The organism is Mycolicibacterium sp. HS_4_1 (assembly GCF_054515875.1).
In genome coordinates, this window is record NZ_CM137261.1 from 2,703,972 (window position 1) to 2,715,920 (window position 11,949).

An 11,949-nucleotide genomic window follows, 5' to 3' on the forward strand; every position below is an offset into this window, starting at 1 on the left:
GTCCGGTTCGTGCAGGTCACAGGCATGCCAAAGCGGCGTAATGCGGGTACCTGCGAGCCACCGGATTTGCGGGTGCAGACCTGAGGAGCGCTGGTCCCTACCGTCGTCCGCATGTCCGAGTCTTCCCCGTCGCTTCGCTCGCCCCGGCCGACCGATCCGACCCCGCTGCGCCGGCGCGCCGACCGCGCCCGCCAGGTCGCCGACGTGCTGCGCCATCAGGTGCGCGACGGCATCTACGCGGACGGGCTGCCCGGCGAGGCCGAACTGGTGGCCGAGTTCTCCGTCTCTCGCAACACCGTGCGTGAGGCCTTGGCGATCCTCAAGGCCGAAGGGCTGATCGACCGCGGCCCGCGGGTCGGCACCCATGTCGCCCAGCGCAAATACGACCATGGGCTGCACGCGCTGGTCGGGCTGAAGGAGACGTTCAAGGACTACGGCGAGGTCCGCAACGAGGTCCGGGCCGCGACGCATATCCCCGCACCCGCGGCGGTAGCGCGCCGGCTGCGGATGAACCCCGGCGAGCCCGTCGTCTTCGTCGAACGGCTGCGTTACCTGGGCGACCTGCCGCTGAGCCTGGACCTGACGTACCTGGTGCCCGACATCGGCGCAGCGGTGCTCGAGCACTCATTGGAGACCAACGATGTGTTCGCGTTGATCGAGCAGGTCACCGCGCAGCGGCTGGGCTCGGCGGACATTGCGCTGGAAGCGGTCTCGGCTGATCCGCACACCGCTGCCACCCTCGACATGCCGGCCGGCGGAGCGATCCTGATGCTCGAACGCCTCACCACACTCGACGACGGGCGTCCCGTCGACCTCGAATACATCCGACTGCGTGGTGACCGAATCACCATGCGCGGCAACCTGTTACGGAGTGAATCATGACGCTGGTCAACAACCAACGCGCCGATGTGCCGGTCACGATCGACGAGTCGCTGTGCATCGAGGGCTGCACGCTGTGCGTCGACGTCTGCCCGCTGGACTCGCTGGCCATCAACCCCGACAACGGCAAGGCGTACATGCACGTCGACGAGTGTTGGTACTGCGGGCCGTGCGCCGCACGCTGCCCAACCGGTGCCGTCTCCGTCAACATGCCCTACCTCATCCGCTAAGGACCCCAGCCCAATGAAACGCACGCAACTCGCCCGGTTCTCCGCCCTGGCGGCCACCGTCGTGCTGGCCGCCACCGGCTGCTCGGTGGATTCGGCCGGTAAGGACGACGACGTCATCACCGTGGTCGTCGGCTACCAGTCCAAGACCATCAACACCGTCACCGCAGGGACATTGCTGCGTGCGCAAGGGTATTTGGAACATCGGCTCAGCGACATTACTTCCAAGACCGGCAAGAAGTACCACGTCGAATGGCAGGATTACGACACCGGTGCGCCGATCACCGCCCAGATGGTCGCCGAGAAGATCGACATCGGTTCCATGGGTGACTATCCACTGCTGATCAACGGCTCCAAGACCCAGGGCAACGAACGTGCCAAGACCGAGTTGGTGTCGGTCACCGGGTCCAGTCCCACAGGTTCGCTGAACATGGTTGTCGTGGCGCCGGATTCACCGATCCAGTCGCTGAACGAACTCGGCGGCCAGAAGATATCGGCCAGTGTCGGGTCGGCCGGTCACGGCACCCTGGTCCGGGCGCTGTCGAAGATCGGCATCGACCCGAAGACCGGAGTCGAGGTGCTAAACCAGCAGCCGCAGATCGGTGCGTCGGCACTGGAATCCGGTCAGGTCAAGGCGCTTTCGCAGTTCGTCGCCTGGCCGGGACTGCTGGTCTTCCAGAACAAGGCCCGCCTGCTGTACGACGGCGCCGAGCTGAATTACCCGACGTGGCACGGTGTCGTGGTGCGGCGGGCCTATGCTTCGGCGCATCCCGAGGTGCTCGACGCGTTCCTGCAGGCACAGCTCGATGCCACCGATTTCCTCAACACCAAACCACTGGAAGCGGCCCGGGCCGTAGCGCAGGGCAGCGGCTTGCCGCAGGAAGTCGTCTACCTGTACAACGGCCCCGGCGGCACCCGGTTCGACACCACGCTGAAGCCGTCGCTGGTCGACGCGTTGAAAGGCGATGTGCCGTATCTGAAGTCGATCGGCGACTTCGCCGACCTCGATGTCAACGCGTTCGTCCAGGACAGACCGCTGCGCAAGGCGTTGACCGAGCGGGGCCGCGACTACAACGCTGCGGTCGCCCGCACCGCCAATCCGTCGGTGGTACATGGCACCGACCCGGTGTGCAACATCCCGGTCGACAACCCGGCGCTCGCGGGTGAGTTGTGGCCCGACGGTTCGGACACCACGCAGCCGGCGGCCAACCCGACCTGCCTGCTCAAGGCGATCCGGGCCGCGCAGGACAAGGGCACCAAGGTCCTTGCCGCCTACGTCCCGGACGCGGAACTCGGAACCCGTTGGCTGGCAGACAAATCCGTGTGGGTCCATCAGGGTGCCGAGTTCGTGCCGTTCGACACCGCGGCCGGCGCCCATCGGTACCAGGCGGCCCATCCCGGATCGTCGGTGGTGACCTACCAGCAGGCTCTGGTGGATGTGGCATGACGGCCATCGCCGCGGCCCCGGCCGCACCCACACGCACTGCCGAGGCCGAGGTCCCGCGGCGGCCGGGGCCGGCGAAATGGCGCGGCTACGTGATCAAGACCCTGTCGGTCATTGCTGCCGTGGGCATCTGGCAGCTGCTGACCGTCCATCACATCCGGTTCTGGCTGCGGTTCGACAATCTGCCGACCGTGACCCAGATCGCCGCCAAATTCGTCGAGAGGCTGGGCGCCGCGCAGTACTGGCTGGACCTCACGCAGTCGGTGATCCGGATCGTCAGCGGTTTCGGACTCGCGGCCGTGATCGGTGCGGTCACCGGTATCGCTCTCGGCCGGTCGCAGCTGTTCGCGGACATCGTTGGCCCGCCGACCGAGCTGGCTCGTCCGATTCCGGCCATCGCGCTGGTGCCGGTGGCCATCCTGCTGTTCCCGACCGACGAGGCCGGCATCGTGTTCATCACGTTCCTGGCGGCGTTCTTCCCCATCATGGTCAGCACCCGGCACGCCGTTCGGGCCCTGCCGACGCTATGGGAGGACTCGGTGCGGACCCTCGGCGGTAGTCGCTGGGATGTGTTGCGGCAGGTGGTGTTTCCGGGCGTGCTGCCCGGGCTGTTCGGCGGCCTGTCGGTCGGCATGGGGGTGGCCTGGATCTGTGTGGTGTCCGCGGAGATGATCTCCGGCCGGCTCGGCGTCGGCTACCGGACCTGGCAGGCCTACACCGTGCTGGATTACCCGAGCGTTTTCGTCGGCATCATCACCATCGGCGCGTTGGGTTTCGGCACGGCGGCCGCGGTGGAGCTGATCGGCCGGCGGCTGACGCGCTGGCTGCCGCGTGGCGAGGAGAACGAGCGATGAGCGCCTTCGCGAAGAGCAGAGGGCACAGATGACCGGCGTATTGACCGCGGGCCTACGCCTGGAACTCGACAGGATCCGGCTGTCCTACACCGGCGAGCCGGTTGTCGACGGGCTGAGTCTGACAGTTCAGCCGGGGGAGATCCTGGTGCTGACCGGGCCATCGGGCTGTGGCAAGTCGACGATACTGCGGGCATTGGCCGGGCTGCTCAAGCCAGACGCGGGGCAGGTCCTCGCGGACGGCGAGCTCGTGACCACCACGTCGCGTGATCGCGGCATGGTCTTCCAGGACAGCGCGTTGTTGCCCTGGCGCACAGTGCGATCCAACATCGAGCTGGCGCTGCAGTTGCGTGGGACGCCGCGTGCCGGGCGCCGCGAACGCGCCGAACGGTGGATCGACGAGGTCGGGCTCAGCGGATTCGCCGACTTCCTGCCGAAGAGCCTGTCCGGCGGGATGCGCCAGCGGGTCCAGTTGGCGCGCGGCCTGGCCGGGGCGCCGCGGGCCGTCCTGATGGACGAGCCGTTCGGCGCGCTGGACGCCAAGACCCGAACCGCCATGCAGCACTTGCTGATCGACACCTGGCAGGCCCATCCGACCACCGTCGTCTTCGTCACCCATGACGTGGACGAAGCCCTCGCCCTAGGGGACCGGGTGGCGGTCCTCGGCCGCGCCGGCCAGCCGCTGCGCGCGCTGCTGGCTGTCCCGAGTCCCCGTGATGCCGAAATCTCCCGTACCGAGCTGCGGGCCGAAATCCTTGGAGCACTACACCAATGAGCACCCTTGAGATCCCCGATCTCGCCAACCCCGTGCGCCTGGACTGTGATGTCCTGGTGATCGGGGGTGGTACCGCCGGCACCATGGCCGCCCTGACCGCTGCCGAGAACGGCGCCCGGGTACTTCTGCTGGAGAAGGCGCACGTCCGGCACTCCGGTGCGCTGGCCATGGGCATGGACGGCGTCAACAACGCCGTCGTCCCCGGTAAGGCCACCCCGGAGGACTACGTCGCCGAGATCACCCGGGCCAACGACGGAATCGTCAACCAGCGCACCATCTATCAGACCGCGACGCGCGGCTTCGCCATGGTGCAGCGGCTGGAACGCTACGGCGTCAAATTCGAGAAGGATGAACACGGCGAATACGCCGTGCGCCGCGTGCACCGCTCCGGCTCGTACGTGTTGCCGATGCCCGAGGGCAAGGACGTCAAGAAGGCGCTGTACCGCGTGATGCGGCAGAAGTCCATCCGGGAGAAGCTGCGCATCGAGAACCGGCTGATGCCGGTGCGGGTGCTGACCTCTGCGGGACGCGCGGTCGGCGCCGCGGCTTTCAATACGCGCACAGGCGAATTCGTGACGGTGGCCGCCAAGGCCGTCATCCTCGCGACCGGGGCCAGCGGCCGCCTCGGCCTGCCCGCCTCGGGATACCTGTACGGCACGTACGAAAACCCCTGCAACGCCGGCGACGGATACTCCATGGCCTACCACGCGGGGGCGGAACTGTCGGGCATCGAGTGCTTCCAGGTGAACCCGCTGATCAAGGACTACAACGGGCCGGCCTGCGCCTACGTCGCCAATCCTTTCGGCGGGTACCAGGTGAACGCGCTGGGGGAACGGTTCGTCGACTCCGACTACTGGTCGGGCCAGATGATGGCCGAGGTCAAGAGCGAGATCGAATCCGCCCGCGGCCCGATCTACCTCAAGGTCACCCACCTGCCGGACGAGACCATCACCGCGATGGAGAACATCCTGCACACCACCGAGCGTCCGACGCGCGGCACGTTCCATGCCAACCGCGGCCACGACTACCGAACGCACGACATCGAGATGCACATCTCCGAGATCGGCTTGTGCAGTGGGCATTCCGCGTCCGGGGTGTGGGTCGACGAACATGCCCGCACCACGGTGCCCGGACTGTACGCCGCCGGTGACATGGCGTGCGTGCCGCACAACTACATGATCGGGGCGTTTGTCTACGGCGACCTCGCCGGCGAGCACGCGGCATCGACCCTGGCCGATGTCGAAGCGCCCGCGGACCTTCCGCAGGACCAGCTGGCCGAGGCGCACGAGCTGATCTACCGCCCGCTGCGGCACCCGGACGGACCGCCGCAGCCGCAGGTTGAGTACAAACTGCGCCGCTTCGTGAACGACTATGTGGCCCCGCCGAAGACGGCGACCAAGCTGTCCATCGCGGTCCGCACCTTCGAGCGCATGGCCGAGGAGATCGAGCAGATGGGCGCCCGCACGCCGCACGAGTTGATGCGGACGGTCGAGGTGTCGTTCATCCGGGACTGCGCCGAGATGGCGGCCCGCTCGTCGCTCACGCGTACCGAATCGCGCTGGGGCCTGTACCACGACCGTGCCGACATCCCGGAACGCGACGACGACGAGTGGCGCTATCACCTGAATTTGCGTAAGAACGCGGACGGTCAGATGGAGTTCCTGAAGCGGCCCGTGGCACCGTATTTCGTGCCGGTGCCCGACTTGGACCACCTGCCGTCGGACCACGCGGTGCAGCATGTGCACCAGCCGGACCTCGTCGGTGGCAAGGCGCCGGCGACCGCGGGATCGCGCCTGCGTCCCACCGAGCCGGTGGCGCCGCCGTCGCCGCGGATCGCGGTGGTGGTGGCGCTGGAGGAGCCGACGCTGTCCGACCTGGCCGCGTACCTGCAGGACGTCGACGCGGGGGTGCGGAGGGCGGCTATCGCAGTGCTGGTGGAGAACCTGCCGGACGGCTATCAACCGGACCTGGTCGCCGCCCTAGGCGACGACGACGGCGCGGTGCGGGCCACGGCTGCCGACGCGCTTCGCGAGCTGGTCGAGATGCTGCCTGATCCGGCCGCGGTCGCGCCGTACCTGAAGTCCGGTGACCCGGTCGTGCGGGCGGTGACGCTGTACGTCCTCAGTTCGCGCCGTGTGGGTGCGGCCTCGGATTACCGCGCCGCAGTGGATGATCCCGACCACCGGGTGCGCATCGAGGCGGTGCGGGCGCTGGTATCCGTCGATGACGTCGACGGGGTGGCCGCCGCCGCGGCCGACGACAACCGCGAGGTACGGATCGCGGCGGGCAACGGCCTGGCCACGCTGCAATCCGGTGCGGACACCGTGCGGCAGCTGGTGGCCGACCGGGACCCGCTGGTGCGGGCGGCGGCGTTGGCCGCGTTGGCCGCCGTCGGTTGCGCCGCGCAGGACGTGCCGGAAGTGCAACGCGCCCTTCGGGAATCAGCGTGGCAGATTCGCCAGGGTGCGGTGCGGGCACTGTCCGGAGCGGCTGCGGCGGTCGCCGTCGAACCACTGTCGCAGGCGTTGCACGACCCGCACCTGGACGTGCGCAAGGCCGCGGTGCTGAGCCTGACCCGGTGGGCGGACTCCGAAGAGTCCGCCCGGGCGGCGCTCGGGATCGCGCTGGAGGACGGCGACGCCGACGTGCGCGCCTACGCCCGGCATGCGCTGGCGACCTCCTGAATCCGGGCGAACGGCCGCGCCGATTCCAGGAGGAAAGCCAGCTCGAGCAGGGTGCGCTCGTCGCCGTACGCGCCGGACAGTTGCACCCCGACCGGTAGGCCCTCGGGGGACAGGCCGGCCGGTAGCGAGACGGCCGGCGTGCCCGCGATGTTGTTGAGCGGGGTGTACGCGACATACCGGCGCAGGCGGTCGATGAGGTCGGGGAAGTCGACCGTCGGCGCGAGGAAGCCGATGCGGGGCGTGGTGTGCGAAAGCACCGGGGAGAGCACGGCTTCGTGCCGGGCGAACATCCGCGCGTACTGCGCGGCGACGCCACGCAGGCGTAGCAGAGCGCCCGGAGTCCGGTGCAGGTTCCGGCGGTGATGCGCGCGCAGCCCCAGGCTCAGGCCGTCGGCCCTGGCGGCGTCGAACGACCGGTCCAGGATCAACCGGCCGGTGCCGACCGCGAGATCGGCGAGCAGAGCCCAGTATTGGACGAAGTCGTCGGCGAACTGCGCCGTGACGGGCAGTGTTATGGGTTCGACGACGTGACCGGCGGCTTCGAGCAACGCCGCGGTGTCTTCGACGGCCGCCCGGGTGGCGGCGTCGACCGACTCACCGGTGACGCTGTCGAACAGCACGCCGATGCGAAGGGTCCGCCGCGCCGGCCCGTGCACCCGGCCGATGGGCGCGAGTTTCGGATTGCGCCAATGGTTCTCGCACGCGGCGACATATGCCGCGGTGTCGCGGACGCTACGGGTCAGGACGCCCTCGGAGATCATGTTGATCGGCAGGTGGCTGACCTGCTCGCCGTCGCGGTGCCGGCCTCGGCTCGGCTTGAGCCCGACCAGGCCCGCGCAGGCGGCGGGAATGCGGATGGAGCCACCGCCGTCGTTGGCGTGCGCGATGGGCACGACGCCCGCGGCGACCAGCGCCGCCGAGCCGCCGGATGAGGCGCCGACGGAGTATCCCGTGTGCCAGGGGTTTCGGACCGGCTCCTCGGTCATGTATTCCGTGGTGGCGTTGAAACCGAATTCGGGCATCCGGGTCTTGCCCATGAGCGTCATGCCGGTGCTCAGGAGCTGCGTCGCGTAGGCGCCGTCCTTCTTTGCGGGCCGGGCCGTGAATGCCTCCGAACCGTGCGTGGTCGGCAAGCCGGCGACATCGGTGTTGTCCTTGATGAACGTTGGGACGCCGAAGAATTCGGCGTTCGGATCGGTGCTGTGTCGCGGCGGCAGCCGGCATGCCACCGCCCGCAGCGCGGGGTCGACGAGCCCGGCGCGGGCCGTCGCGGCGGCCGCCAGTTCATCAGGGCTGACCTGCATGTCGCGGACCAGTTGTGCCAGGGCGACGGCGTCGTGGTCACCGAGCGCGTCATCGCCGAAGGCATGAATCGTTGTCATCTGGTTCCTCAATCTCCGAGCACTTGGTATAGGTAGTCGTTGGCGAAAGTCCTTTTGGGATCGAGTTTTTCGCGGACCGCGAGGAAATCGTCGAACCGCGGGTAGCTGTCTCGCAGGTCCGCGGCGGTGCGGCCATGCATCTTGCCCCAGTGCGGCCGCCCGTCGTGGCGCCGCATGATCTGCTCGACCGCGGCGAAGTATTCGGTCGGGTCGTCGCGCACGTAGCGGTGCACCGCGACGTAAGCGCTGCGTCGTCCGTAGGCAGTCGACAACCAGTTCTCGTCCGCGGCGGCGGCCCGGACCTCGATGGGAAACCCGATGCGCCAACCTCGTTCGGCGATCAGGCTGCGCGCCTCGTCGAATGCGGCGCCCACCGACTCGTAGGGGACGGCGTATTCCATCTCGCGGAACCGCACCCGCCGCGGCGAGGTGAAGACGCGATCGGAACGCTGGGTGTGCTCACGGTCGGACAGGAACCGGGTGACGGTGCGGTTCAGCACCGGAACAGCGGCCGGCAGTGCGCTGCCCACCGCACAGATCGCGCCCAGGACACCGTTCTCCACCAGTTCCTCTTCGATCCACTGGGAGACGGGATTGGTGGACTCGAGCGGAGTGTACGCGGGCAGCCGGATGTTGGCCTTGGTGAACGCGACCTCGGTGTGCGGGAACCAGAAGAACTCGAAATGGTCTGTGTGCGTGCAGCGTTCATCGAAGGCTGTGATGACCTCGTTGACCGGCTCGACGCGTTCGATGGCGTGGATCGCGAAACTGGGGACGCACTGCAGCGTCACCTCGACGATGATGCCCAGCGCACCCAGGCCGACGCGCGCCGCCGGCAGGAGCTCGCTGTTCTGCTCCTCGTCGATCCGGACCAGCTCGCCGTTGCCCGCGACCAGCGTCAGCCCGACCACCTGAGTTGCCAGTCCGCCGAACGTCACACCGGTGCCGTGGGTGCCGGTGGAAATGGCCCCGGAGATGGTCTGCCGGTCGATGTCGCCCATGTTCTCGAGCGCCAGTCCTCGCGTGGTCAGCAGCTGCGTCAGTTGCCACAGCGGGGTTCCGCCGCCGACGGTGACCCGCTTGCGGCCCTGGTCTGCGCTGAGCACACCGGCCAAGGCGCCCAGATTCAGCTGAATGTCCGGCGCCACGGCAATGCCGGTGAAACTGTGCCCGGAGCCGACGACCTTGACCCGGCGGCCCGCCGCGGAGGCGCGGGCGACGATGTCGCAGACTTCCGCAGCGGTTTTGGGCCGCAGTACTTCCGTTGGCCGCGCCGTCGCGCAGCGCCCCCAGTTCGTCCACTGGTGCCCAGTCATAGGAACGTCTGCCCTTCGCCTCGGTAGGTGGCGGCCGCGCCGACGGTGTGTCCGTCGCGGACCAACCAGAATCGGTCGACGTGCTCGCTGAGCTCACCGGCCTTGCAGTGCCGGAACCACACGCGGTCGCCGATGGCCAGCGTGGCCGCGGCCTTTCCGGTGACGGGGGTCTGTACCTCGCCGGCCATCTCAGCGGACAGCAGACTCAGTCCCGGAGGCCAGACCGGTTGCGGCACCCGGTCTTTGGCCGGCGGTCCGGAGGCGATCCAGCCGCCGCCCAGCACCGTCGCGATCTGCGCTGCGGGCTTGCGCACGACCGACAGCGCGAACGCCGCAGCGGGTGCGGGTGAGAAGCCACGGTAGGTGTCGAACAGGTGCGGACCGAAAAGGCCACTGCCCGCGGCGACTTCGGTGACCGCGGGATCGGCGGCGGTGTACTCGATGGATCCGGTACCGCCACCGTTGACGAACTCGAGGTCCGCCACCTGTCGTACCGCGGCCACCGCGCGACCGCGGCGTTCGAGCAGTTCGTCCTTGGAGCGTCGCTGCATCCATTGGATCAGTCGGGACCGCGCGGCCTGGCCGCGGACGTCGTCACCGACACCCGCGATCTGGGCTTCGTAGGACATCAACCCCACCAGCGAGAAGCCCGGGCGGGCGGCGATGGCCACGGCCAGGGCGCGGGCCTGCGCGGCACTGTGGACGGGGGAGCGGCGCACGCCGAGATGGCCGAGTGCCGGAGCCTGCCACGACGCGTCGAGGTCCAGGCACACCCGGAGCGCGGGCCGGGTCGACGGCGCGGCGACGGCGTCCACCAGATCCAGCTGGGCCACGTCGTCCACCATGAGGGTCACCCGCGCCGCCAACTCCGGGGCCGACGCCAATCGAGCGATCGCGGTGCGGTCGGCTGTCGGATAACCGACCACGACGTCGTCGTGTGGGGGATGCGCGTCATCGCCCGCGGCCAGCCACAGCGCTTCGGGCAAGGTGAAGGCCAAGACGCCCGCATAGCCGTCGACGGCCGTGACGGCGTCCAGTATCGCCCGCGACCGCACCGATTTGGACGCCACCCGGATCGGTGTCCCGGCCGCGCGGCGGCGCATATCGTGCACGTTGTGGCGCAGCGCGCCGAGGTCGATCGCGGCCAGCGGTGTCTCCAGATGCGCGGTCGCGTCGGTCAATGCCGGCCAATACGTGCCCGGACGCGCCCACGACCCCTCAGCGGAAAGCGATTCCGACAGATCGACCGGCATTGACGACACCATGGATCGGGAGCTAACCGCATGTCGCTGGGTGCGCACGAGGGCATCGGTGACCACAATGGGGGGGAAACCGGACACATGTAGGAGGTGGGGTGGACAGGCAGGACGCGGCCTTCATCCCGACGTCGGTGCTCGTCAACGTCGTCGACGTTGCCGAGCGCGCGGGTCTGCCCACGCAGCGGTGGCTGGCCGCGGCCGGTCTGTCTGCCGAGACACTCAATTTGCCCGACACGCGGATCTCGTTCCGGCAGGCGGCGCTCATCCTGCGGCGTGCGGTGCGCGCCATGCCGGACCGGGGTCTCGGGATCGATGTCGGGGCGCGTGACATGTTCGTGTCGTTCGGGGTGCTCGGCCTGGCCATTCGCTCGGCGGAAAACCTCGGCATGGCAATGCAGGTCGGCCTCGAACTGCATCAGAGCGCCGGCAGCCTGATGGATGTCGGCGCCGAGCTCATCGGTGACACGTTTGCGCTGCGGGCCTACGAGCGGCACCCGGAACCGGAGTTGCTGCCCTTCCTGTGTGAGGAGCTCTTCTGCAGCGTGCTGGTCACCGTCAGGACCGTGCTCGAGTTGCCCCAGCAGGCGCCGGAGTACGTACAGGTCAGCTACCCCGCACCCGTCTACGCGCACCGGTATCGCGAATTCTTCGGCTGCCCGGTCTTGTTCAGCGCCGATGCCAACCGGCTGGCGTTCCCCGACCCGCTGTGGTCGCAGCGGCTGCCGCGCGCCGATCCGGCCACGCACGCGGTCGCGGTCGCCGCCTGCCGCGACATGCTGACCCAGGGTGAGCCACCGACCGACGTGGTGCAGACGGTCGAGACGATGTTGCGCGACAGCGTGCGAGACCCGCTGACCATGGCCCAGATCGCCAAGCGGCTGGGCATGACGGAGCGCACGCTGCGTCGGCGTCTCGGTGCCGATGGTCAGCAATTCAGCGCGCTACGCGACAAGGTCCGCAGCGAACGGGCACGGTATCTGGTCCGGGAGACGGCGATGCCGATTCACGCCATCGCCGCAGAGGTCGGGTTCACCGACCCGCGGGAATTCCGCCGGGCGTACGTCAAATGGACCGGTCATCCGCCCACACACGACCGATAGCCGATCCCAGTGTTTTCAGCTCGCTCACGGCA

At 68.6% G+C, this 11,949-nt stretch carries 10 protein-coding genes; 7 read left to right on the top strand and 3 right to left on the bottom strand.

The window, feature by feature from the left end:
- Positions 1 to 111: 111 nt before the first annotated feature.
- Genes ACX12F_RS12955 through ACX12F_RS12980 form a run of 6 tightly spaced genes read left to right on the top strand, consistent with a single transcriptional unit; the run spans position 112 to position 6,860 of the window.
- Positions 112 to 882 (top strand): GntR family transcriptional regulator, encoded by a 771-nt coding sequence (locus tag ACX12F_RS12955; RefSeq protein WP_459369930.1) that lies wholly within the window; start codon positions 112 to 114, stop codon positions 880 to 882.
- Positions 879 to 1,109, top strand: coding sequence for a 4Fe-4S dicluster domain-containing protein (locus tag ACX12F_RS12960; RefSeq protein ID WP_061006677.1), 231 nt, complete (start codon positions 879 to 881; stop codon positions 1,107 to 1,109). Before ACX12F_RS12955 ends, ACX12F_RS12960 begins: the two co-directional genes overlap by 4 nt.
- Before the next feature lie 13 nt (positions 1,110 to 1,122).
- Positions 1,123 to 2,553: an ABC transporter substrate-binding protein gene (locus ACX12F_RS12965; protein ID WP_459369931.1), complete on the top strand. Its 1,431-nt coding sequence runs from the start codon at positions 1,123 to 1,125 to the stop codon at positions 2,551 to 2,553.
- Complete coding sequence (locus ACX12F_RS12970) at positions 2,550 to 3,404, top strand: ABC transporter permease (RefSeq protein WP_459369932.1); 855 nt, start codon at positions 2,550 to 2,552, stop codon at positions 3,402 to 3,404. Before ACX12F_RS12965 ends, ACX12F_RS12970 begins: the two co-directional genes overlap by 4 nt.
- A gap of 28 nt (positions 3,405 to 3,432) precedes the next feature.
- Positions 3,433 to 4,176 (top strand): ABC transporter ATP-binding protein, encoded by a 744-nt coding sequence (locus ACX12F_RS12975; RefSeq protein ID WP_459369933.1) that lies wholly within the window; start codon positions 3,433 to 3,435, stop codon positions 4,174 to 4,176.
- Positions 4,173 to 6,860 (top strand): fumarate reductase/succinate dehydrogenase flavoprotein subunit, encoded by a 2,688-nt coding sequence (locus tag ACX12F_RS12980; protein WP_459369934.1) that lies wholly within the window; start codon positions 4,173 to 4,175, stop codon positions 6,858 to 6,860. Before ACX12F_RS12975 ends, ACX12F_RS12980 begins: the two co-directional genes overlap by 4 nt.
- Here the strand turns inward: ACX12F_RS12980 and ACX12F_RS12985 are convergent.
- The 3 genes from ACX12F_RS12985 to ACX12F_RS12995 are packed head-to-tail and all read right to left on the bottom strand — an operon-like array spanning position 6,830 to position 10,811.
- Positions 6,830 to 8,242: an amidase gene (locus ACX12F_RS12985; RefSeq protein ID WP_459369935.1), complete on the bottom strand. Its 1,413-nt coding sequence runs from the start codon at positions 8,240 to 8,242 to the stop codon at positions 6,830 to 6,832. The two genes, ACX12F_RS12980 and ACX12F_RS12985, sit on opposite strands and share 31 nt — an antisense overlap.
- 8 nt (positions 8,243 to 8,250) lie before the next feature.
- Positions 8,251 to 9,558, bottom strand: a complete 1,308-nt coding sequence (locus ACX12F_RS12990) for an FAD-linked oxidoreductase, L-gulonolactone oxidase family (protein WP_459369936.1) — start codon at positions 9,556 to 9,558, stop codon at positions 8,251 to 8,253.
- The gene (locus tag ACX12F_RS12995) at positions 9,555 to 10,811 is read right to left on the bottom strand and encodes an alanine racemase (protein WP_459369937.1); all 1,257 of its coding nucleotides are present in this window, start codon (positions 10,809 to 10,811) and stop codon (positions 9,555 to 9,557) included. The genes ACX12F_RS12990 and ACX12F_RS12995 overlap by 4 nt, the downstream gene beginning before the upstream one ends.
- Positions 10,812 to 10,912: 101 nt before the next feature.
- Between ACX12F_RS12995 and ACX12F_RS13000 the strand changes: the two genes are divergently transcribed.
- Complete coding sequence (locus ACX12F_RS13000) at positions 10,913 to 11,917, top strand: AraC family transcriptional regulator (RefSeq protein ID WP_459369938.1); 1,005 nt, start codon at positions 10,913 to 10,915, stop codon at positions 11,915 to 11,917.
- Positions 11,918 to 11,949 lie beyond the last annotated feature (32 nt).

Coding starts and splice junctions, on each gene's coding strand:
- ACX12F_RS12955 (WP_459369930.1), top strand. CDS start 112: ATGTCCGAGTCTTCCCCGTCGCTTCGCTCGCCCCGGCCGACCGATCCG.
- ACX12F_RS12960 (WP_061006677.1), top strand. CDS start 879: ATGACGCTGGTCAACAACCAACGCGCCGATGTGCCGGTCACGATCGAC.
- ACX12F_RS12965 (WP_459369931.1), top strand. CDS start 1,123: ATGAAACGCACGCAACTCGCCCGGTTCTCCGCCCTGGCGGCCACCGTC.
- ACX12F_RS12970 (WP_459369932.1), top strand. CDS start 2,550: ATGACGGCCATCGCCGCGGCCCCGGCCGCACCCACACGCACTGCCGAG.
- ACX12F_RS12975 (WP_459369933.1), top strand. CDS start 3,433: ATGACCGGCGTATTGACCGCGGGCCTACGCCTGGAACTCGACAGGATC.
- ACX12F_RS12980 (WP_459369934.1), top strand. CDS start 4,173: ATGAGCACCCTTGAGATCCCCGATCTCGCCAACCCCGTGCGCCTGGAC.
- ACX12F_RS12985 (WP_459369935.1), bottom strand. CDS start 8,242: ATGACAACGATTCATGCCTTCGGCGATGACGCGCTCGGTGACCACGAC.
- ACX12F_RS12990 (WP_459369936.1), bottom strand. CDS start 9,558: ATGACTGGGCACCAGTGGACGAACTGGGGGCGCTGCGCGACGGCGCGG.
- ACX12F_RS12995 (WP_459369937.1), bottom strand. CDS start 10,811: ATGCCGGTCGATCTGTCGGAATCGCTTTCCGCTGAGGGGTCGTGGGCG.